Below are 22,866 nucleotides of genomic sequence, written 5' to 3' on the forward strand. Positions count from 1 at the left end.
TAAAAAGAGGGATATGTGTCGTAAAAGGCATTCGAAAAAGTTTAGAGATTCTTATTCGTTTTTTGAAAATATATTAGGTAAAAAATGATTGTTTGAGCGTTTAGCGAGTTTCATTTTTTACCAATATATTTTATGAAAAACAAATTAGAATCTTTTAGTGAATTGAGGCGCCTTTCTAGACACATATCCCTTTTTAATAGGCTGTTGGTATAACTACCTTTTAAGCTATAATTTCCTTAATATGCACATTTTTTTTCTAAAGTCCTAAATATGAGTACTAAAAGTGCGGTTATTAATAAATATATAGCTGCAGCTATAAAGAAAGGCGTTATAGTGAAATCTCTAGTTACTACTTCCTTTGCAGCTCTTAGCATATCTCCTATTCCTATGGCAGCTACTAATGCAGAATCTTTAATTAAATTTATACTTTCATTACATATTGGTGGTATAACGTTTCTTATAGCCTGTGGTACAATTATTTTAAACATAGTTTGATTGTAGGTAAAACCTAATACTTTAGCAGCTTCAACTTGTCCTTTATCAATAGATTCTATACCTGCTCTAAAGGTTTCTGCCAGATACGCTCCATAGTTAATTATAAATGTTAAATAAGCTGCGGTTAATGGTTCTAATCTTATGCCTATTACGGGAAGCCCGAAATAGGCAAAGAATAATTGTAGCATTAGAGGGGTTCCTCTAAATATCCAAGTATAAGCACTTAAGATAATTTTTAAAGGTTTAATTTTAGAATTTTTTCCCATTGCTATTAAAATACCTAATGGAATAGAAAATATTATTGTTACTATGAATAATTTAAAAGAAATAATACTGCCTTTTAATATAAATATAGTTATATCTGAGAAATTAGACACATTCATCACATCCTATTTTTTTAAGATTCCTTTACCAAACCATTTTTCAGATATTTTATCTGCGGTTCCATCTTTTATAACCTCATCTAAAGCTTTATCCACTGCTTCTCTAAAGCTATTGTCGGTTTTTCTAAAACCTACTCCATAAGATTCTCCTCCAAAGTCTTCATCTAATACTTTGAATACATTAGGCTTTTTACTAATATAATATCTACCAACTACTTCATCTACTACAACAGCATCAACTCTTTTTGCTTGTAAATCCATAAGTGCTTCAGTGTTATTTGAGTATTTTTTTAATTCTTTTAATGATTTTACAAAGTCTTTATCTGAGTCTAAAGCAACTTCACTACTACTACCTAATTGTATAGCTACAGTTTTTTTATTTAAATCCTTTTTTGACTTTATATTAGAGTCATTATTAACAACTATTATTTGTTTATTTTCTACATAAGGTTTTGAAAAATTTATTTGTTCTTTTCTTTTTTCAGTTATAGTAAGTCCATTCCAAATAACATCAATATCTTTATTATTTAAACTAAGAACTACACCATCCCATTGAACTGGCTTAAATACCACTTTAACTCCCATTTTTTTAGCTACTTCTTTAGCTAAATCAATATCGAATCCAACTATTTCACCTTTATCATTTTTAAATCCCATAGGAGGGAAGCTATCATCTAAACCTACAACAAATTCACCTTTGTTTTTGATATCCTTAAGGGAAGTATCTTCTTTTGATTTGTTACCACAGCCTGTTAGCATAAAGATTAACCCCATTATTAAAATTGAAAATAATATATTCTTTTTCTTCATATAAAAAATCCCCCTTGTTTTATTTTATTATATTATACTTTAGCATGATGAATTTGTAAAGTAATAAAATCGAAGATTGTAACATAATTTATAGTTTTTCATATATATAATAGTTGTAACAGAAATAAACTAAAAATTTTTTCTTGAAAATTTTTTTTATTAATGATAAAATCTACAATTATCAATGGGAGAAAATTAAGAAGGGAGTGTTATATAATATGAAGAAATATACAAAGCCATATTATGGTCCAAATAATTATTTTAGTGCTATTAAGTTTTTCTCTGCAGGAATTCTAGGTTTGATAACTTTTATGTTTCTTCTTCAACATAAAGAAATAAAAAGTTATATAGCTTATTTTATATTATTCATATCCATATTATTTATAGTTAATGGTTTAAGAATAATAAATTTTATATTTGTAGGAAGATTTAAACACATAAATAGAATAATTTCTAAGGTTAATTGGACAGGGAATGAAAATGTATTAGATGTAGGTATTGGAAAAGGTATTTTAGCTATAGCGGTGGCTAAAAAACTAAAGAATGGATCAGGAAAAGTAACTGGTATAGATATATGGAATAGTAAAGGTATATTGGATAAAACTAAATATTATGTGAATCAAAATATAGAATTAGAAGGTGTAGCAGATAAGGTTAAAACAAAAACTCAAAATGCCTCAGCCTTATCCTTTAAAAATGAAACTTTTGATGTAATTGTAAGCAAACAATGTATTCACAATATAGAAGATGTACAAGAGAGAAAAATGGCCATAGAAGAAATGTTAAGAGTTTTAAAATCAGGTGGGAAATTAATAATTTCAGATTCTATGTATATAGATGAATATGAAAAAATATTGTTGGACAAAGGATTGAAGGTAAATATATCTCCAAAGTATTTTTTAGATACCTATCCTGCCTCAAGTATATTAGAAGTTACTAAAAAGTAACTATTATATTTTAAAATTTATTTTAAAAATAGGGTTAATGTTAATTTATATAAAACAGTATAATAGATTAATATAAAAAAGTATAAGATAAAAATTTCATTACAAAGATTCTATCTTATACTTTTTATTTATAAAATTAAATTATATAGATTACTTAAAGATTGAATTTATTTGTCCAATTTAGAGCATTTATATAAATAGTAGTTAATTCATTAGGAGATAAATTCAGATGTTTACATATAGCATTAACTTTTTTCCATTTACCTTTTTCATAGTTTAATACAAGATTAAGTATATAATTTAGCTTATTTTTTTTGCCAAGAAGAGCGGATTTGGTATCTTCAGATATAGGAAGATCATGTAAAATATCTTTTAAGGGTTTATTTAGAAAGTCTTCTATTCCATAAAATAGTCCCATAAAAAATAATTCATCTGATTTGTTTATATAATTTGTTTTCTTAGATAGAAGATCTAGAAATTTTGCCCTTACTAAGGTTGTCTTTACATATTCTTTGTTGTTACTTGTTATATCATATACTAATATAAATGAAATAAATCTTATAGTTTGTTTTTCACCAATTAAAGCTATAGCTTTTTTTACAGAGGTTATATTTTTCTTAAAAGAAAAAGATGAATTTATAAATTTAAGTAGTTTGTAATATAAGGATAAGTCTGTTTTAATTAATTCTTCTAGATAGTTAAAATCTATACTTTCCTTATTTATTTCTTTTAAGATTTTATATTTAGTAGTGCTATGTATAGGAATATCCTTTTCGTTAAATATGGTAGGCTTGCTAAAAAAATATCCTTGAAATAAAGAATATCCCATAGAGGCAGCGGCAGTAAATTCTTCTCTAGTCTCAATCTTTTCAGCTAGAAATTTTATTCTGTTATTTATTTCAAGTATTTTATCTATAATTTCTTTTCTTTCAGCGCCTTTAGTAATAGTAAAATCTATTTTTATAATATCTGCTAATTTTATTAGTTCTTTTAAATTATCCATTAAAACAAAATCATCTAATGCTATAGTATATCCTTCTTGTTTTAATTTTTTACAGGAGCATATTATAGCTTTAGAGGGAGTTACATTTTCTAAAATTTCTATTGTTACATATTCTTTTGGGAGAAGTGAGGCTATATCATTTAAAATAAGATTTTCTGTAAAATTGATAAAAGCTTTTTTGCCATCAGTTAAGTTTTTTATTCCTATTAATAGAAAACTGTTAATTATTACTTTAGAGGTTGCTATATCTCCATCTATATTATTAAATTTATTATCTTCATTATTAGTTCTAAATAACAATTCATAGGCTACTACATTTTCATTTATGTCAAAAATAGGTTGTCTAGCAACAAATGTATCCAAAAAAATTCCCCCAATAAAAGTTTATTTTAAGTATATTCTAATATATATAATAAACAGAAGTCTACTAAATTAAGTAAATACTAAGTGTAAACTTTAATTTTAGTGTAAAAACTTAATTTTTTATATTAAATATATTAGAGTAGAAAAATGGACATGCTAAAAAATAATAGATTTAATTCTAATACTACTAAGATAAAAAGTATGCTGATATTTCATCATTAATGTATTAAAATTAAATCTATTTTAAGTTACAGTATTAAATTAATGAAGTTATTTATTTATTAAAAGATTATTCGCAGCAATGTTTATATCATCTTCACCTAATATGGCTGAAATTACAGAAATTCCTTCTATACCAGTGTTTAAAACATCTTTAAAGTTAGTTTTATTTATGCCACCTATGGCTACAGAGGGGATAGATATATTATTTTTTATTTTTGATAATCCATCGATACCAATAATTGCATCCACATCTTTCTTACTACCTGTAGGGAATATAGTTCCTATTCCTAGATAATCTGCACCATTATTTTCAGCTTCTAAGGCTTCTTTAATATTTCCTACAGATATGCCTATTATTTTATCCTTACCTAAAATTCTTCTAGCTATATTAAGCTGCATATCTTTTTGACCTAAATGAACACCGTGAGCATTTATAGCTTGAGCAATATCTAATCTATCATTTATAATTATAGGAACTTTGTAATGGTCTGTTACTTCTTTTACTTCTTTAGCTACATTATAAAATTCTCTAGTAGATACGTCTTTTTCTCTAACCTGTACTATAGTTACTCCTCCGAGGATAGCGTCTTCTACAACTTTTTTTAATTCACGTCCCTTTAAAAATCTTCTATCTGTAATTAAATAAAGTTCATAATTTAAATCCATTCTACATTACCTCTTTTCCAAATTTCTTCATCAGATAGTGTATATATATTATCTATTAAAGCAATTCTAAAACTACCTGGTAGCTGTGCTTTTTCGTATGCTTTTTCTCCAGCAATATTCATAGATAATATGGCGGCTGTAGTAGATACTAATTTATCTTCAAAATTTGCACAGGTAGCAGCACATAGGGCACCAAGCATACAACCAGCTCCAGTTACTTTAGTTAGCATTTCTGTACCATTTTTTATTATAGAACCGCTTTTTCCATCGGATACAAAATCTTTTTCACCAGTAGCAGCCACAACACAATTATATTTTTTTGCTAATTGTGTACAAGCTTCTAAAGCATTTTCACCATTATCTAAAGAATCCACACCTCTAGTTTCAGAATTCATTCCTGCTAAAAATTTAATTTCTCCTATGTTTCCTTTGATAATATCTATTTTGCCAACTTCAGCTATTCTATTTATAACTTGAATTTTTCTTTTTATAGCAGGGCATCCTACAGGGTCTATAACCACAGGTACATTATGATTTTTGGCAGATATGGAAGCAAGTACCGCTGAGGTTTCTTGTTCTTTAGTTAGAGTTCCTAAATTTATATATAAGGCTGATGATATAGATGCAAATTCATAAACTTCATCATAGGCTTCACACATAGCAGGGGAAGCCCCAAAGGAAAGAAGTATATTAGCACAATCGTTTATAGTAACATAGTTAGTTATGCAGTGAATAAGTGGGGTTTTTTCTCTCATTTTTTGTATAACATTTTTATTTTTCATATAGATCGCTCCTTTTATTTAATTTATAGATTATTATAGTTAACATTTAATAATAGCACAGCAGGATTTTTTAATAATCTAAGTGAGATTTTTTATAAAGATCTATAAAATGCCCAACAGGACCTACCCCTTCACCAATAGGGAAGGAATTTTCAATAGCTTTTGTAATATATTCTTTAGATAGAGATACTGATTTTTCTATATTAAATCCTTTAGCTAGATAAGAAGCTATAGCAGAGGATAATGTACAACCAGTACCATGAGTATTTTTAGTTTCTATTCTGTTGCCAGGAATTGTTATGAAGTTATCTTTATAAAGAAGTATGTCATTTGCATCATTACATCTATGGCCACCTTTAACTAAAACGTTTTTAACTCCCATGGATTGGATTATAGTGGCGGCTTTTTTCATATCATCTTCTGAATTGATTTTCATTCCACTTAGAACTTCAGCCTCTGGTATATTAGGAGTTACAATGTAAGATATAGAAATTAAATTTTTAAGTTCTTCTACAGCCTCTGGTTTGAGGAGAAAATAACCACTTTTAGAAACCATAACTGGATCTAAAACTATGTTTTTAGCCTTATATTTTTCTAAGTATTTTTTTATAGATTTTATAGTTTCAGAATTGGAAAGCATGCCTATTTTTATAGCGTCTACATCTATATCATCAAATATAGATTTGATTTGAGCTTCAACCATATTCTTTGGTACTTCATGAACATCTTGTACACCTATGGAATTCTGAGCAGTTACAGCAGTTATAATGCTCATAGCGTATACCCCTAAGGAACTCATAGTTTTTATGTCTGCTTGAATACCAGCTCCTCCACAACTATCAGAGCCAGCTATAGTTAAAACTTTTTTCATAATAAAAAACCTCCTATGTAATAAATAAAAAAAGATGTATCGAAAAGCAATACATCTTTTTAATAAATCTTATAAAAATCTATTATTAGATAAGTTGCTTCCCTACGCCAGTATTATCTGGATCAGGTTATTAGAGTTAGATGTTTAAATCTTCTCAGCCCCAAGGCACCCCCACAACATAAAGGACATTTGATTTTATAGTTTCATTTTATACTTAATAGGTTTAATTTTCAATATTTAAATATTAATGCTAGAATAAAAATGGTTCTTTCCAATATTTGTTGATTTAATACTAAATCTATAATAAAATTATAATTAGTTTTATATTATTTATTAGGAGAAATTATGAAAAATAAAAAAAAATTATTAATAATTATTACTATTTTTGCTACATGTCTAATAATATATTTATTTTATAAAAATGAAAATAAATCTCCGTATCAATATTTTATAAAACAATCAGAAAAACAAGTAGAGGATAATAGTAAAATATATAATATGATAGATAAGCTAAATAAAGATGAAAAAGACAAACTTGTTAGCGAAATATATTCTGTTCGTAATATTCCTAAAAAAGAGAAAAAAAAGATTGCTATAAGTTTATTTGATGAATATATAAACAGTATGAGAACGAACTGGCAGTATGTTAAAAATAATGGTGGAGGTACAGTTGTACTAACCCTTACTGATTATAGGATAACAGAGGCAAAGTTTGAAAAACAAGAAGGAAATAGATTCACATTTTTAATGACATATGATATTAAATGTACAGATGAAAGTAATTATTGGCGTGCAGGTAATGGACAAGATAGAGAAAATAATTGGATAATAGGTAAATTTCAATACATTGATATAGTAAAATATAAAGATAAGTATTATATAGATAATATTTATACAGGTTAATTAAAAAGCTAGGGACTGTTACATGGTGATTTTTAATCATTATGTAACAGTCCTAAAATTTTTAATATAAGAATTAATTAAATTATTAAAAGTAATGCTCCATTAGACAGTATATTTTTGTTGGTGTGCCCAGCATGGGTAGCAACTTGAGAGTGAAAGTCCGTTATAGCCTTGGTAGTGGGAATCACTGCTTAGCGGCAAGGTGTTCATCCTGAGGGACCACCTGCAAAGTAAAAAACAAGTTAGGTGGTACTTTATTATACTTAAAAAATGTATAGAATATAGTAAGAGGGTAAATAAAATCTGTGGTAATATATAATAAAAGTTTATTATATATTGTATATACTCTTAATTAATAAGATTAGGATGATAGGATTTATTATAAATAAAGAAATAGTAAACATAAAAAATATTTATCTTAAAGTTAATATCAATAACATTAATATATAGATATTGGAGGAGTAAATAATGAAAATTGGAGTTATAATGGGTGGAATATCTACAGAAAGAGAGGTTTCCTTAAATTCTGGTAGAGAAGTTATAAAATATTTAGAGCTTTTAGAACATGAAATTATTCCTATTATTATAGATAAAAAAGAAGATGTTATGGAAAAAGCTAAGGGTATAGATTTTGCTTTCCTAGCATTGCATGGTGAGTTTGGTGAAGATGGAACAGTTCAATCAGTTCTTCAAACTTTAGATATACCTTATTCAGGATGTGGTCCTTTAACAAGTGCTATATGTATGGATAAAGATATGACTAAGAAAATTTTAAAATATGCTAATATAAATACAGCAGATTGGGTAAATGTATCTAGTGTAGAGAATATAGATTACGAAGCTATAGAAAAAATAGGGTATCCAGTGTTCGTAAAACCTAATAGCGGTGGTTCTAGTGTAGCTACAAACTTAGTAAAAAATAAAGAGGGAATAAAAGAAGCAGTAGAACTTGCATTAAAATATGATAAAGAAGTTATGATAGAAAATTATACAAAAGGTGAAGAAATAACTTGCTGTATGCTAAATGGGAAAATGCTACCAGTATTAGCTATAAGACCACATGCAGAATTCTTTGACTACACAGCAAAATATGCAGATGGTGGATCAGATGAAGTGGTTATAGAATTAGAAGAAAATCTTCATAAAAAGGTAGAAGAAATGGCCTTAGCTTGTTGGAAAGAATTGAAATGTGAAGTATATGTAAGGGTAGATATGATAGTTAAAGAGGGAGTACCTTATGTATTAGAATTAAATACATTACCTGGTATGACAAAAAATAGTTTGTTCCCTAAGAGTGCTAATGCAGTAGGAATATCCTTTGCAGAATTATTAGATTTAATAGTTAAATATTCATTAGAAGTAGAAAGATAATAAAATAAATTAGGATAAAAAATACTTATAGATGGTAAGTGATCTATAAGTATTTTTTATTTGAATGAAGTTTTTTTACATGATATTCTGTTAAAGAATAATTAAAAAATAATTAAAAAATAGTTAAAAAACAATAAAAAGGGGAGAGAATTATAGTGAAATTTGCAAAATTTAAGAAAAAATCTTTAATTGCACTATCTAGCATATTAGTATTAAGTAGTTTAGTTGGTTGCCAATCAAACTCAAGTGAGAAAGATGGAACTATAAAGATTGGATTAGTAGCACCATTATCTGGAGCTATGGCACAGGATGGTAAAAGTATATTAAATGCAGCTCAATTAGCAGTTGATGAAGTTAATAAAGAAGGGGGAATTAACAAGAAAAAAATAGAATTAGTTTACGAAGATGATAAGGGAGAGCCAAAGGAGGCTGCATCCATTGCAAATAAATATTCATCAGATAAAGATATTATGGCGGTTATGGGAAGCTTTTCTGCACCATGTACTTTAGCTGGAATACCTATTTATACTAAAGCTAAAATTCCAATGATGGGACCTTGTGGTTCAGCACCAGCTTTAAGTGGTAGCAGTGAATATTATAGAAAAGTAACTCCATCAGATTTAACAACAGGAAAAGAATTATCAAAATGGATGTTAAAAGATATGAATTATAAAAAAGTTGCTATTATATATGTAAACAACGATTATGGTAAAGGTGTTGCGGAAAGTGTAGATAATTTTTATAAAGAAAATGGAGGACAAGTTGTAGCTAAAGAAAGTTACATGCCTAAAACTCAAGACTTTGGAAGTATAATAACAAAAGTAAAAAGTAAAAATCCAGATATAATTATAATGGGATCTTTTTATGGTGATGCAGGTGCTTTTCTTAAACAAGCTCATAATGTAGGATACAATCCTAAAGTAGCAGGCCCTACTCCATTACTTTCAAAATCATTAGTAGATTTAGCAGGTAAAGATGCAGAAGGAATATTTACTATAGGATCTTTTTCTACTAATCTTGAAAATGAAAAAGTAAAAGAATTTACAGAAAAATATAAAAAGAAATATAACCAAGCTCCAAGTAGTTTTGCAGCTTATTCTTATGATGCAACTAAGATATTAATAGAAGGAATTAAAAAGGGTGGAAATGATAGAGAAAAAATCAATGAGGCATTAAAAAATATGGGAACTTATACTGGAGTGACAGGAAATACTAAGTTTGAAAAAAGTGGAGATGCAGAAAAGAATCTAATAAGATTCATAGTTAAAGATGGAAAATTTGTTGAATGGAAGAAATAACATATGATTATAGAAGTATTAGTAAATGGAATTACCCTAGGCAGCATATATTGTTTGGCTGCCCTGGGTTTTAATATGATTTTTGGTGTATTAAAAATGTTAAACTTTGCTCATGGTGAAATATTAATGTTTGGAACTTTTGTTTTTTTTACCATGGTAAGCATATTTAAAATACCATTAATTTTAGCTATTATTTTAACTATAGTTATTACTGGACTTATAGGGGTTTTATTATATTTTATAGCTTATAAACCAGTATTAAAAGGAGATACAATGGCTCCCCTTTTAAGTTCATTAGGAGTTTCTATAATGTTAGAAGCTTTAGGACAACTTATATGGGGAACGGAAATAATACCTTTTCCAATAAATATACCTAAAGGAACATATTCTATTGCTTCAATAAAGCTGTCTAATATACAAATATTTATTTTCTTATTTTCTATAACTTTAATGATAATTTTATATAAATTTATAATGAAAAGTAATATTGGATTACAGATAAGAGCACTGTCTTATAATAGAAAATATGCAGAACTTATGGGAATAGAAACGGATAAAATTACTATGATAGTTTTTTCTTTAGCTACTATATTAGCTATGGTTTCAGGAATATTAAGTAGTATGTATTACGATGCTCTTTATGTCACTATGGGAAGTGGCGTAATGATTAAGGCTTTTGCTGCTGCTATTTTAGGTGGTATTGGAAGTATTCCAGGAGCGTTGGTTGGAGGATATATATTAGGAGTATCTGAGAGTTTAGTTGGAGCTTATATTTCTACATCTTATGTAGATGGAATAGCCTTTATAATATTAGTTCTAGTATTAATTATTAAACCTAATGGAATATTTGGTGAAGAAATTAAGGAGAAAGTATAGATGAAGTTATTTAAAAATAACAAAATTATGTTTTTAATAATTTTGGCAATATTGCTTGTAGCACCTTTTATGATTACAAATCAATATATTCTGCATATTATTATAACTATACTTTTATATAGCATATTAAGTATGAGTCTTAATTTTGTTAGCGGTAATGCAGGGCAAATTTCTGTAGGACATGCTGCTTTTTATGGTATAGGGGCTTATACAACTAGTATACTTATGATTAATGCTCACTTGCCTTTTATAATTGCTATGTTATTAGGGGGATTGTTAGCAGGCATATGTGGAATATTTTTAGGTATACCATCTTTACGTGTAAAAGGAAACTATCTTTGCATAATAACTCTTGGATTTGGAGAAATAGTAAAATTAATATTGTTAAATTGGGATAAAGTAACCGGTGGGCCTATGGGTATTTCCTCTATACCTAATCCAGAATTTTTAAGTATATTTAAGGATAAAAACTTAGGATTTTATTATCTAATATTATTTTTATTTGTGATTTTCTTTGTTATATTATATAAATTAACTTATTCCAATCATGGATTACTTATGTTAGCTGTTAGAGAAAATGAAATAGCAGCTACATCATTAGGGGTAAATATAACTAGCATAAAATTTTTTGCTTTTATAATAAGCTCTTTTATAGCAGGTATAGCTGGAGGATTTTATGCAACTTATGTTTCCTTTATAAGTCCAGAGTCTTTTATGTTTAAAGAATCTATAACTATTTTAGCTATGGTTATAATAGGGGGAAAAGGAAATATAGTTGGATCAATTATTGGAGCTATAGTTTTGGCAATTATTCCAGAGCTTTTAAGAGAATTTAATGATTATAGAATGTTATTTTATGGTTTAGGTTTAGTATTGATGATTGTATTTAGACCTGATGGAATTTACGGATTGAAATATAGAAAGAAATTTACATATAAATCATAGAAGGGGTATATATGAACATATTAGAAGTAAAAGATTTAAATATAAATTTTGGGGGAATAACTGCAATAGATAATCTGAATTTTTCAGTGAAAAAAGGAGAGATATTAGGGGTTATAGGACCAAATGGAGCTGGTAAAACTACATTATATAATACTATTACAGGAATATATAAACCAAGTAAAGGGGATATATTTTTAAATAATAAAAAAATAACGGGAATGAAACCTTATAAAATAAGTAGATTAGGTATTGCAAGAACCTTTCAGAATATAAGATTATTTAATTCTTTAACGGTTCTTGAAAATATTTTAGTAGGTAGGGTAAGTGAATTAAAAAAACTTGTTAAATTAAATCCTTATATGGAAGAAACCTTTGATATTTTAAAAGTTGTAGGATTAGAAAAAGTAATTAACAATATGGCCTCTGATTTACCCTATGGACAGCAAAGAAAAGTAGAAATAGCTAGGGCTTTGGCTATTTCACCTAAGGTATTACTTTTAGATGAACCAGCCGCGGGTATGAATAATTATGAAAAACGGGATTTGAAAAATTTAATCAATATACTTAGAGAAAATTTCAATATAACAGTACTTATCATAGAGCATGACATGGGAGTTATAATGGAGTTATGTGACAGAATTCTAGTATTAGATTACGGGAAAAAAATTGCTGAAGGTAGCCCAGAGGAAATAAGCAATGATGATAATGTAATAAAAGCTTATATGGGTAAAGGTATAAAGGAGATTTAACATGTTAATAGTTAAAGATATTAATGTAAATTATGGGGTTATTCCTGCCCTAAAGCAAATATCTATAAACGTTAATGAAGGGGAAATAGTAACTATAATAGGTAATAATGGTTCTGGAAAATCTACATTATTAAAAGCATTAACAGCACAATTAAAATATACTGGAGATATTTCTTTTTATGGGGAATCTTTAAAAGGGATGAGCACTCATAAAATAGCTCAAAAGGGGATATGTTTAGTTCCGGAAGGTAGAGGCATATTTCCTTTGATCACAGTAGAGGAAAATTTACTTTTGGCCTTTTGTAACAAGATAAATAAAGGTACTAAAGATGAAAAATTACAAGAGGTTTATACAAGATTTCCAAGATTAAAAGAAAGAAGAACCCAATTGGCAGGTAGTTTAAGTGGAGGAGAACAACAAATGCTTGCTATAGGACGAGCTATCCTATCTAGCGCTAAGTTGATATTACTAGATGAACCTTCTATGGGATTGGCTCCTATTATGGTGGAGGAAGTTTTTGAAACTATAAAATCTATAAATAAGGAAGGAACATCTATACTTTTAATTGAGCAAAATGCTTCTATGGCCCTAGAAGTGTGTAATAGAGGATATGCCCTAGAAAACGGCAAAATAGTATTAGAGGGTAGCACAGAAGAATTGATTAAAAGTAATTTTATTAAAAAAATTTATCTTGGAAGGTAGAGTTCATATTAAAAGAGAGGTTAGTTTTATGGATATAAAAAATATATGCCAGAATTTATATGCTACATTAAATTTAGAGAGAAAAATGGTAGGGGTTAAATTTATATTTACAAAAGACCATTTTGAAAAGTTGGATATTCCTAAATTAAATAGCAAAGTAACTTATTGTTATATGGTGAAGATGGCTTCTAATGGAAGAGAATTTAAAGCTAATGAAGAAAATTTTAAATGTTTAGCCTCTGCAAGAGCTTTAGGTATAATTTCTAGTAATAATTATATAGACTCAGGACAGCACTATGGAAAACATGGCCTATATGATAGCTTAGCTACGGCTAAAAAGGTACAAAAGGATATTACATTTATAAATCATTCAATATATGGTATAGAAATTAGACCTTTAGAAAATTTTGTAGAAGAGCCAGATGTAGTTGTTATTATAACTAATCCATATAGTGTAATGAGAATAGTTCAGGCATATACTTATAAATATGGAGTACATAAAAATATAACTTTAGGCGGCAATCAAGGAATATGTTCTGAATGTACAGCAGTTCCTTACGAAAACAATGATATTAATATATCAACTTTGTGTTCTGGAACAAGATTTTTTTGTAAATGGGATGAAAGTGATATGGGGGTAGGATTTCCATTTAATAAGCTTAAAGACATTGAAAATGGAATATTAAAAACATTAAATCCAACCGAGCCAAATCGTAAGAAAAAAGAGATAGAATTAAAGTCTAAAAATATAGAAAATAATATTGATGTAAAGTATAATGAAAACTATTTTGTTAATTATAAGTAATATTATGATTAAACTTAGATTATAAAAAATAAATTCTAATTATGTTAGATCCGGTTTCAAAAAAATTTTATTAAAACATTAGTATTGAATTGGCATAATATAAAGCGCTATGCAGATTATTCAGAGTAAATAATCTCTATAGTGCTTATTTTATATTTATTGTAGATTATAATAAGTATAGTTAAGCTTTTATTATATTTATTTTGTAATGTTTTATTGTGTTTAAATAGTAGGAATTTCATCATTTTTAATGATAATAGGTAGAATTCCTATAGTATTTAATGTAACTAGAAATTATTTAATTAAATATATTACAATTGTATAAAAAATTTGATATATTATTTATAAATAGAATATGGTATTAAATACATTATTTATTTGAAGTGGGTGTGTAAAATAAATAGGTGAAGGGGTATAAATATGGAAGCTAAGCAGGTTTTAGAGATTTCACTTTCTGTAGGGAAAATGCTTCTAAGTAATGGAGCAGAATCCTATAGAGTTGAAGAGACAATTGAGAGAATTTGTAGGGCATATAATTTACAATGTGAGTGTATGGTTACTGCTAAGGGTGTTTTTTTGTCTATTATAGATGATAATAATGAAAAGGTAACTTCACTTAAAAAAGTAAAAACAAGAGGAGTAGACTTAGCTAGAATAGATCGCCTTAATTCTTTTTCTAGAAGCCTTCAAGATAATCCTATTTCCTATGATGAAGCTAAAGAAACTTTAAAAGAAATAGATTCCCTGCCATTTTTCAGTTTACCAGTAAGGATTGTGGCTGCAGGCATGACTTCCTTTGTTTATTCCTTATTTTTTAATGGTACAATTTACGATGCCATTGTTTCAACTTTTATTAGTATGGGGATTTATTACATGTTAGATAGGGTATCTAAGGTTGGATTTTTTCAATTTTTTCAATTTTTCTTTGCAGGCTTTATCATAGGAATATCAAGTTTAGTTGCGGAAAATATATTCCCACTTGTAAGTAGAGGAAACATTATAACTGGAGGAATAATGATATTAGTTCCAGGAGTGCCACTTACAAATGGTATAAAAGATATTATCTATGATGATTTTATGTCTGGTATAGTAAAGTTTGGAGAGGCAATGCTAGTAGTAACTGCTATGGGAGCAGGAATTGCTACAGCATTGACATTGGGAGTAGGTGTTAAGTGGTGATAAAACAAATTATATTAGCGTTTTTCGGAAGTGTGTTTCCCGTTGTACTCTTTAATATTGATAGAAAAAAAATAATATGGACTGGTTTTGCAGGTTCCATTGGTTGGACGGCATATCTTATAGTATATAATTATATATATAGCCCTGTTATGGCATCCTTTGTTGGAGCTTTTATGGTAGGGTTATATAGTGAATTTATGGCAAGAAAGCTTAAAACACCTGCTATGCAGTTTTCTATACCAGGTATATTCCCATTGGTACCAGGAATTACTGCTTATTATGCTATAAATTCTATAGTTGAGCAAAATTATTCTTTAGCCTATTCTAAGGGATTTCAAACTGTAGCTGTAGGTGGAGCAATTGCTTTTGGCATAATGCTTTCTTCCACTACTGTTAGGTTTATTACGAAAATAACACAAACTAAAAGAGTGAAATAAAGCATATTTAATTTTAATGTAACAAATATAAAAAATATGCGCAATAAACCATGCGAATAAGCTTTAGAAGTTCTTAATTTGGCGGAATTTAAAATTTGCGTAATTCCTCACAGGACGTGAGGAGCCGATGGTGAAGCTACGGATGGCGCCTCTAGCGGGTAGAAAATTTTTAATGTAGCCCAATTTAGAATTTCTTAGCGAAATGAGTTGATTTATAAGGTAATTTTTATATTTGTGGAATTAAAATTAAATATATCTTCAGATTTGATTTGTACAATGAGCTTTTGGGAGGAATTTTATGTTATTTGATATAAAATTAGATAAAAATTCACCAGTATATATTCAGATAAGTGATTATATAAAATCTATGATACTAAAGGGAATGATAAGAAAAGATGAAAAATTGCCATCTACTAGAGAGTTAGCTTCTATGCTTAAGGTTAGTAGGAATACTATTATATCTGCTTATGAGTTTTTAGAGGATGATGGATTTATATATATGAAAAAGGGAAAGGGAGCTTTTGTTTCTAATGTTAACATTCATGTTGAAGAAAAATGGACAGTTAATTGGGAAAAGAATATAAACGATTATGCTAAGAAAGCTGAAAGTTTAGATATTATAAAACATGAAATCCACTGGGAAAAGGGAATGATATCTTTTAAAAGTATTTCTCCAGATGAGAATTTATTTGATTTAGAGGAATTTAAAAAAGCTTTTTTAAATAGATTTTCTTTAGAAGGAGAAAAAATATTAAATTACGGTTATGCTATAGGATATAGGGATTTAATAAATTATATTATGAAATATATGAAAAATAAAGGAGTGGATACATTAAATAAAAAGATATTGATAACTAATGGTTTTACAGAAGGATTTGATATCGTATTATCTTCTCTAATACAAAAAGGAGATAAAGTATTATGTGAAAATCCTACTCATAATACAGCTATAAAAATAATGAAAATGCATGATATTGAAATTGTAGGTATTGATATGGACAAAGACGGTATAAATATAGATAAATTAAAAGAGACTATAGGTAAAAACAATATAAAATTAGCTTATTTGGTACCCTCTTATCATAACCCTACAGGTATAGTTATGAGTCCAGAAAAAAGAATAAAAATATACAATATATTAAAAGATAATAACATACCTATAGTAGAGGATGGTTTTAACGAAGAACTAAGATATTCTGGTGATCATGTATCTCCTATGATTGCTTTTTCTGGCAAGGGTAATAGTATTATCTATATAGGAAGCTTTTCAAAGGTACTTTTCCCTGGAATAAGAATAGGTTGGGTATTAGGAGATGAAAAGCTCATAGACTATTTAGAAAGTGTAAAAAGAAGTAGAAATATCCATACATCCTTTTTAGATCAGGCTATATTATATGAATATTTAAAGAGTGGAAATTTTGAAAAATATATTAAAAAAGCTAGGAAAATATATAAAGAAAAATATGAATTTGCTTTAAAATGTGCTAAAAAATATATACCTGCACAATATATAACAGGAGAAGGTGGTCTTCATATATTTGTAAAATTAAAAAATATAAAATCAAGAGAATTATTAAAAGAGTGTTGCAAAAGAGGAGTAATTTTTACTCCAGGAGACATATTTTATGTAGATAACAAAGGAGAAGACACTTTTAGATTAGGTATATCTAGAGTTTCTTTAGAAGAAATAGAAAAAGGTTTTAAAATTATAGGAAATTCAGCAAAAAAACTTATAAATAATTATATTTAGTGAAAATTTTGTTAAATTAATGTATAATATTAATAAAAATATTAAAATGGTGGTGATTTTATGAAAAAAGGATTGAGAAATACCCTTATAGTAGTAGGGATAATTTTATTAATACTATTTCCTTTAATAGGAACATATAACAAATTAGTATCTATGGAGCAAAATGTTAACAGAGCAGCTTCTAATATTGATACTAATCTTCAAAGAAGATCTGATCTTATATCAAATTTAGTAGAAACAGTTAAAGGTTATGCTGCACAGGAAAAAGATATTTTTAAAGGTGTAGCAGATGCAAGATCAAAATTGGCAGGAGCACAAAAAATAGATGAAAAAGCTCAAGCTAATGAAGAGTTATCAGGAGCTTTATCAAGATTATTAGTGGTAGTAGAAAGATATCCAGACTTAAAATCTAGTCAAAATTTTAAAGATTTATCAGTAGCTATAGAAGGAACTGAAAATAGAATAGCTATTGCAAGGCAAGATTATAATGAATCAGTAAATAATTATAATACTGGTATAAGGAAGTTTCCAAATTCTATTATAGCTGGTATGTTTAGATTTAGTGAAAAACCATATTTTAAAGCAGAAGCAGGAGCAAGTAAAGCACCCAAAGTAGATTTCTCAAAGTAGGTGAAAAAATGAGAAAATTTTTGGAAAGAAATTTAAATAAAATAGGTTTAACTTTTATATTGGTAATAACCTTAATTATGGCTTCACCAGTATTAGTAAAGGCGGAAAAGAATTTTCCTAAACCTACAAATTTAAAATATGTAAATGATTATGTTGGAGTTATAGATGGTGAAACTAAAGAGTATATTGTTTCAGTAGGAAATGAGTTAGAGAAAAAAACCGGAGCACAAATGTCAGTGGTTGTAATAGATTCACTGGAAGGATCTGATGTAGAATCCTATGCTAATACTTTGTTTAGACAGTGGGGACTAGGACAAAAAGGTAAAGATAATGGAGTTATGATACTTCTATCTGTAAAGGATAAAAAGTGGAGAGTAGAAGTAGGAAGAGGCTTAGAAGGAAGAATAACGGATATTTATTCTTCTAGAGTAATGGAAGAAGTAGCTAAACCTTTACTTAAAGAAGAAAAATATGGTGAAGCCATGAAGAAGGTCTATTCTGTATTTGCAGATGATGTAGCTAAAGAATACAATGTTACTTTAGAAAAGAATGAAAAAGTTAAAGTGCCACAAAAGAAGAAGAGCGGAGGAGGCGTTATACCCGCTATAATTTTCATTATAATTTTATTAAGTATTTTTGGTGGAAGAGGTGGAAGACGAGGAAGAAGAACTTCCATTTGGGATCTTATATTCCTAAATTCACTTTTCTCTAATAGAAGAAATAGATGGGATGACGATGATGATGACCCATTCGGCGGTGGAGGCTTTGGAGGCTTCGGCGGTGGAGGATCCTCTGGTGGCGGAGGTTTTGGCGGTTTTGGCGGCGGAAGTTCCGGTGGAGGAGGTTCTTCTGGCGGATGGTAGCCTGCATTTTATAGATTACAAAAGTATAGTTTTAATAAGGAGTTTTTGCTTTAGGGCAAAGACTCTTTAATTTTATAATAAAGAATAATACTAATTTTTTAGGAAAATAGGAGATGACAATATGCTTAAAAGAGATACTAGAGTTCAAATCGTTATTGTGGAGAATGGTAAGTATATACTAATAAAGCACTGGGTTAAATTAGAAAATAGATATTTTTGGGCTTTACCTGGTGGCGGAAGAGAAAAGGGTGAAAGCTTAGAAGAAGCAGCTATAAGGGAAGCTAAAGAAGAAACAGGATTAGATATAGAGCTTTTCCCCTTAACATATGAATCGTTACCACCAATAAAAAATTCTATGTATAAAAATATGGTAACTTTTATTGGATATCCAGTAAAGGGAGAAGCAAAGGTAGGATATGATCCAGAGGAAGAGCTAAAAAATCTTTATGGATTAGTAGATATAAAGTGGCAAAACTTAGGAGATAAAGAAGGATTAACAGATGTAACTATAAGAGATGTAGAGGGGATATTAGATAAGTTTGAAATAGAAGATATAGAAGAGGAAAAAATTTTTTTAATATATAGACAGAAGGATAGTATAAGGGAGTATCTAGTTTTAAATAATATTAATAGCATAAAGGAGCAGTGTATCTCATCCAATATAAATAAAAGTGTAAGTGATAATAAAATAAAATTCTTATGTTTAAATAAAGACAATGAATATACTTTCTGTGGAGATAATTGTAGTTTAAATTCAAAACGCTGTAGTGCAGAAGTATATTTACAAGAAATATTAGGTATTAAATTAAAAAATGTAATAGGGCAAAAAAAATTAGGCATATTTTTGTATAAAAAAAATAATAATTTTTTCAAAAGAAATATTACCCTGATTCCGTTGAAAAAAGAAGAAAAAATTTATAAAGAACACAGTTTTATAAAAGAAGAAGATGTATTAAAAGAAAAAAATTCAGAAGATTTAGTTAGAATATTTACATTTATCAAGGATAATATATAAATAAGTTTGTAAAACTAATATTAATGATGGGGAAAAACACATATTAAAGATTCTATTCCATAAAAAGGAAAAAACTTTTTTTTATAGAAGAATTTAAGGGAAAGCAATTTAAAGTAATTAGGAGGTAATTAAATGGATGTGTTAGAAGGGATATTATTAATATTAGTAGGGGTAACCTTTATATTTTGGATTGTGTTAACTTTTATAAATCTTTGGTATAAGAGTAAAGAAGGTGGAAAAGTTGTTTTAAATATAAAACGAGGTATAGAGCGAAATATTATGATACTTATGTCTTTAATAATAATCTTATTTTCTCTTTTAAATGATAATCCTAATACTTATATAGAAATAATAATAGGTATAGTTATATTATATAATGGTGTAGAAAGATTTGAAATAATGGAAAATGGAATTTTTGTAGAGGGAAACTTTAAAAAATGGGAAGATATAGAATCATGTAAATGGCATGAGAGACTAGATCATACTTTAATAATAAGGGGAAAGGAAGATGTGGATTATTTAAGAAGATTTAATACTATAAAACTAAGGCTTAAAAAAGAGGAACAAGAACAAGTTTTTAAAATAATAAATAAAAAGATAGCTTAGGTTTCTTAAGGAATAAAGACATTACAAGATAGTATTAATTTGAGATTAGGTTTCAAAATAAAACATTAACATGTATAAATTTGAGAATTTTAATTTAAGGGATGTATATTTTCTTGTTTTAAAGCCATGGCATACTTCTTGCTATTATTTAATAATAGGCATTATTTTTAGCAGGAGGTATTTATATGGTACAATCAAAAAATAAACAATTAGTTAGAGGTGCATTATTAATAGCAATAGGGTTATTATTGCCTTATTTGTTTCATGGAATAAAAAATGCAGGATCAATATTTTTACCAATGCATATTCCTATTCTTATAGGAGGTTTTATATTAAGTCCTTATTTTGCTTTAGCAGTAGGAGTATTAACTCCTTTATTAAGTCATTTATTTACAGGTATGCCACCATTCCCATTTGTTTATGTAATGGTAGTTGAATTATTAACTTATGGAGTGGTTATATCAATATTATATAATAAAAAGAAAATAGGAATATACCCATCACTAATAATAGGAATGTTAAGTGGAAGATTAGCTAATATATTATGTAATTATTTAGTATTACATTTAATAATGACAAAACCTTTTAAATTTCCAGTTGTATTAGCAGGGTTATTTGTAAAAGGTTTGCCAGGCATAATTATTCAATTAATACTTATACCTATATTAGTTAAAGCGTTAAGAAAAGTAGAATTAGGAAAGGCTGTATAATATGAATGATAGAGAGTTTTTTAATAGTTTAGCAGATAAGTGGGACAGTATGTGCTTTCATTCAAAAGAAAAAATAGAATATATTCTTTCAAAAGCAAATTTGAAAGAGGGAGATAGAGTTTTAGATATAGGTAGTGGTACAGGGGTGCTTATACCTTATTTAGAAAATATAATTTGTAATATTGGGCATATAACTGCTATGGATATAGCAGAAAATATGTTAAAGGTATCAAAAGAAAAAAATACATACTCTAATTTAGATTTTATAGTAGAAGATTTTTTAGGGTATAAATCTAAAAAAACTTTTGATTGTATAACAGCATATTCCTGTTATCCTCATTTTAAGGACAAGGATAAGTTAGCAGATAGAGCTTATGAACTACTTGAAGAAGGTGGTAGATTAGTTATAGCTCATAGTGAAAGTAAGGAGAAGATAAACTCTAGACATAAAGATGTAGATCATAAGATAAAGTCTCACATATTACCTAAGGTGAAATATACTGCAGAATTAATGGAAAAACATAATTTTAAAACTATATATACAGAGGATAATGAAGAATATTATATTTATATAGGTGCAAGAAACAAATAATTTGATTAGATAAATTTTATGCATGATTAACCAAAATAAGAGTGTGGAGTAAAAATATAAAAACTACTCCACATTCTTATTTTATTTAATTTAATTCATCCTTTTTTTCATCTTTCTCTTGATCTTCTTTGTATTCTAAAATATCTCCAGGTTGACAATTCAATTCCTTGCATATTGCTTCTAAAGTGGAAAATCTTATAGCCTTTGCTTTATTATTTTTTAGAATTGATAAATTAGCATTAGTTAAATTAATTTTTTCAGCTAATTCTTTAAGAGACATCTTTCGTTTTGCCATCATAACATCTAAATTAACTACAATTGACATAATAAAACTCCTATTCTATGTTATATCGTTAGATCATTTTCATCTTTTATCTGGACAGCTTTTTTAAAAATTTCAGCTAAAACTAAGGCCATAAGACCTAATACTAAATATAAAATACAACTTGGTTTAATGGAGATGTTTTCCGTACCCATAATTATAAAATTACTTGGTTTTTTTAAATTAACGATACCATCTATAATTGATAAGAATATCATAAAATAACCTATTATTTTAAAACTTTTAACATTTTTTAAAGTAAAGGGATTAGATTCTATGCTGTATACTATTTTTAGAAGATTCCATGCAATAACAAGATAAACTGCAATTATAAGTAGAGAAGCTAGAATACTACTAATATTATGGAAGAGTTCTTTTGGAGCAAATAATACCATAAGGACAAAGTGGAAGAGCATAATTCCACAAACAAATACTATAAGAACTAAAAGTATTTTAATGAAATTTAATGAAAAATTTTCTTTCATGAATAAATCACTCCTATCTATATTCTTATATGGATAAATTGGAAATATTTGTATTTATTAATTATAACATACAATAAATTTTATT

The 22,866-nt window shown here is 27.6% G+C and carries 26 protein-coding genes and 1 riboswitch; of the genes, 18 read left to right on the top strand and 8 right to left on the bottom strand.

Features of this window, described 5'->3' with window-relative positions:
- Nucleotides 1-236 precede the first annotated feature (236 nt).
- Both ACYUDJ_RS07280 and ACYUDJ_RS07285 read right to left on the bottom strand, forming a co-directional pair.
- Nucleotides 237-872, bottom strand: a complete 636-nt coding sequence (locus tag ACYUDJ_RS07280) for an amino acid ABC transporter permease (protein ID WP_043031233.1) — start codon at nt 870-872, stop codon at nt 237-239.
- Between the two features lie 12 nt (nt 873-884).
- Nucleotides 885-1,688 (bottom strand): amino acid ABC transporter substrate-binding protein, encoded by an 804-nt coding sequence (locus ACYUDJ_RS07285; protein WP_043031235.1) that lies wholly within the window; start codon nt 1,686-1,688, stop codon nt 885-887.
- A gap of 218 nt (nt 1,689-1,906) precedes the next feature.
- On the opposite strand from ACYUDJ_RS07285, the gene ACYUDJ_RS07290 reads away from it, so the two are divergent.
- Nucleotides 1,907-2,635 carry a class I SAM-dependent methyltransferase gene (locus tag ACYUDJ_RS07290; protein WP_043031236.1) on the top strand — a complete coding sequence of 243 codons (729 nt, stop codon included), beginning with the start codon at nt 1,907-1,909 and terminating at the stop codon, nt 2,633-2,635.
- A 154-nt stretch (nt 2,636-2,789) separates the two neighbouring features.
- Here ACYUDJ_RS07290 and ACYUDJ_RS07295 read toward each other — a convergent pair whose 3' ends face one another.
- The 4 genes from ACYUDJ_RS07295 to thiD form a co-directional block, all read right to left on the bottom strand.
- Nucleotides 2,790-4,001 carry an EAL and HDOD domain-containing protein gene (locus ACYUDJ_RS07295; protein WP_043031238.1) on the bottom strand — a complete coding sequence of 404 codons (1,212 nt, stop codon included), beginning with the start codon at nt 3,999-4,001 and terminating at the stop codon, nt 2,790-2,792.
- A 270-nt stretch (nt 4,002-4,271) separates the two neighbouring features.
- Nucleotides 4,272-4,889, bottom strand: a complete 618-nt coding sequence (thiE, locus tag ACYUDJ_RS07300; RefSeq protein ID WP_003488322.1) for a thiamine phosphate synthase — start codon at nt 4,887-4,889, stop codon at nt 4,272-4,274.
- A complete protein-coding gene (thiM, locus tag ACYUDJ_RS07305) occupies nt 4,880-5,671 on the bottom strand; it encodes a hydroxyethylthiazole kinase (protein ID WP_043031240.1) in 792 nt (263 codons plus the stop codon). The genes thiE and thiM overlap by 10 nt, the downstream gene beginning before the upstream one ends.
- A 70-nt stretch (nt 5,672-5,741) precedes the next feature.
- A complete protein-coding gene (thiD, locus tag ACYUDJ_RS07310) occupies nt 5,742-6,542 on the bottom strand; it encodes a bifunctional hydroxymethylpyrimidine kinase/phosphomethylpyrimidine kinase (protein WP_043031242.1) in 801 nt (266 codons plus the stop codon).
- An 81-nt stretch (nt 6,543-6,623) separates the two neighbouring features.
- Nucleotides 6,624-6,725: riboswitch (TPP riboswitch) on the bottom strand.
- Between the two features lie 162 nt (nt 6,726-6,887).
- Here thiD and ACYUDJ_RS07315 point away from each other — a divergent pair.
- From ACYUDJ_RS07315 to ACYUDJ_RS07395, 17 genes are all read left to right on the top strand, one after another.
- Entirely contained in the window at nt 6,888-7,445 is a 558-nt protein-coding gene (locus ACYUDJ_RS07315) for a hypothetical protein (protein ID WP_043031244.1), read from the top strand.
- A 468-nt stretch (nt 7,446-7,913) separates the two neighbouring features.
- On the top strand, nt 7,914-8,816 hold the full coding sequence (locus ACYUDJ_RS07320) for a D-alanine--D-alanine ligase (RefSeq protein ID WP_003488332.1): 903 nt from the start codon (nt 7,914-7,916) through the stop codon (nt 8,814-8,816).
- Between the two features lie 155 nt (nt 8,817-8,971).
- A complete protein-coding gene (locus tag ACYUDJ_RS07325) occupies nt 8,972-10,114 on the top strand; it encodes an ABC transporter substrate-binding protein (protein WP_003488334.1) in 1,143 nt (380 codons plus the stop codon).
- A gap of 3 nt (nt 10,115-10,117) precedes the next feature.
- Nucleotides 10,118-10,990 carry a branched-chain amino acid ABC transporter permease gene (locus tag ACYUDJ_RS07330; protein WP_043031246.1) on the top strand — a complete coding sequence of 291 codons (873 nt, stop codon included), beginning with the start codon at nt 10,118-10,120 and terminating at the stop codon, nt 10,988-10,990.
- The gene (locus ACYUDJ_RS07335; protein WP_043031247.1) at nt 10,991-11,935 is read left to right on the top strand and encodes a branched-chain amino acid ABC transporter permease; all 945 of its coding nucleotides are present in this window, start codon (nt 10,991-10,993) and stop codon (nt 11,933-11,935) included.
- Between the two features lie 11 nt (nt 11,936-11,946).
- Entirely contained in the window at nt 11,947-12,684 is a 738-nt protein-coding gene (locus ACYUDJ_RS07340; protein WP_043031249.1) for an ABC transporter ATP-binding protein, read from the top strand.
- Between the two features lies 1 nt (nt 12,685).
- Nucleotides 12,686-13,387, top strand: a complete 702-nt coding sequence (locus tag ACYUDJ_RS07345) for an ABC transporter ATP-binding protein (RefSeq protein WP_043031251.1) — start codon at nt 12,686-12,688, stop codon at nt 13,385-13,387.
- 28 nt (nt 13,388-13,415) lie between these two features.
- Nucleotides 13,416-14,192, top strand: coding sequence for a DUF169 domain-containing protein (locus tag ACYUDJ_RS07350; protein ID WP_043031253.1), 777 nt, complete (start codon nt 13,416-13,418; stop codon nt 14,190-14,192).
- 420 nt (nt 14,193-14,612) lie between these two features.
- Nucleotides 14,613-15,371: a threonine/serine exporter family protein gene (locus ACYUDJ_RS07355; RefSeq protein WP_043031255.1), complete on the top strand. Its 759-nt coding sequence runs from the start codon at nt 14,613-14,615 to the stop codon at nt 15,369-15,371.
- A complete protein-coding gene (locus ACYUDJ_RS07360) occupies nt 15,365-15,808 on the top strand; it encodes a threonine/serine exporter family protein (protein WP_030033359.1) in 444 nt (147 codons plus the stop codon). Before ACYUDJ_RS07355 ends, ACYUDJ_RS07360 begins: the two co-directional genes overlap by 7 nt.
- 298 nt (nt 15,809-16,106) lie before the next feature.
- Nucleotides 16,107-17,558, top strand: coding sequence for a MocR-like pyridoxine biosynthesis transcription factor PdxR (gene pdxR / locus ACYUDJ_RS07365; RefSeq protein ID WP_043031257.1), 1,452 nt, complete (start codon nt 16,107-16,109; stop codon nt 17,556-17,558).
- A gap of 60 nt (nt 17,559-17,618) precedes the next feature.
- Nucleotides 17,619-18,188 (top strand): LemA family protein, encoded by a 570-nt coding sequence (locus ACYUDJ_RS07370; RefSeq protein WP_003488346.1) that lies wholly within the window; start codon nt 17,619-17,621, stop codon nt 18,186-18,188.
- 8 nt (nt 18,189-18,196) lie between these two features.
- Nucleotides 18,197-19,051, top strand: a complete 855-nt coding sequence (locus tag ACYUDJ_RS07375; protein WP_043031259.1) for a TPM domain-containing protein — start codon at nt 18,197-18,199, stop codon at nt 19,049-19,051.
- Between the two features lie 121 nt (nt 19,052-19,172).
- The gene (locus tag ACYUDJ_RS07380) at nt 19,173-20,066 is read left to right on the top strand and encodes an NUDIX domain-containing protein (protein ID WP_043031261.1); all 894 of its coding nucleotides are present in this window, start codon (nt 19,173-19,175) and stop codon (nt 20,064-20,066) included.
- A gap of 132 nt (nt 20,067-20,198) precedes the next feature.
- Nucleotides 20,199-20,672, top strand: coding sequence for a DUF5673 domain-containing protein (locus ACYUDJ_RS07385; protein ID WP_043031263.1), 474 nt, complete (start codon nt 20,199-20,201; stop codon nt 20,670-20,672).
- Between the two features lie 185 nt (nt 20,673-20,857).
- Nucleotides 20,858-21,382, top strand: coding sequence for an ECF transporter S component (locus ACYUDJ_RS07390; protein WP_043031265.1), 525 nt, complete (start codon nt 20,858-20,860; stop codon nt 21,380-21,382).
- A 1-nt stretch (nt 21,383) separates the two neighbouring features.
- Nucleotides 21,384-21,974: a class I SAM-dependent DNA methyltransferase gene (locus tag ACYUDJ_RS07395; RefSeq protein WP_043031267.1), complete on the top strand. Its 591-nt coding sequence runs from the start codon at nt 21,384-21,386 to the stop codon at nt 21,972-21,974.
- A gap of 85 nt (nt 21,975-22,059) precedes the next feature.
- On the opposite strand, the gene ACYUDJ_RS07400 is transcribed toward ACYUDJ_RS07395, so the two are convergent.
- Nucleotides 22,060-22,299, bottom strand: coding sequence for a helix-turn-helix domain-containing protein (locus ACYUDJ_RS07400; protein WP_043031269.1), 240 nt, complete (start codon nt 22,297-22,299; stop codon nt 22,060-22,062).
- Nucleotides 22,300-22,319: 20 nt separating this feature from the next.
- A complete protein-coding gene (locus ACYUDJ_RS07405; protein ID WP_003488358.1) occupies nt 22,320-22,781 on the bottom strand; it encodes a DUF2975 domain-containing protein in 462 nt (153 codons plus the stop codon).
- Nucleotides 22,782-22,866: the final 85 nt, after the last annotated feature.

It is taken from the genome of Clostridium sp. CTA-6, assembly GCF_054768115.1.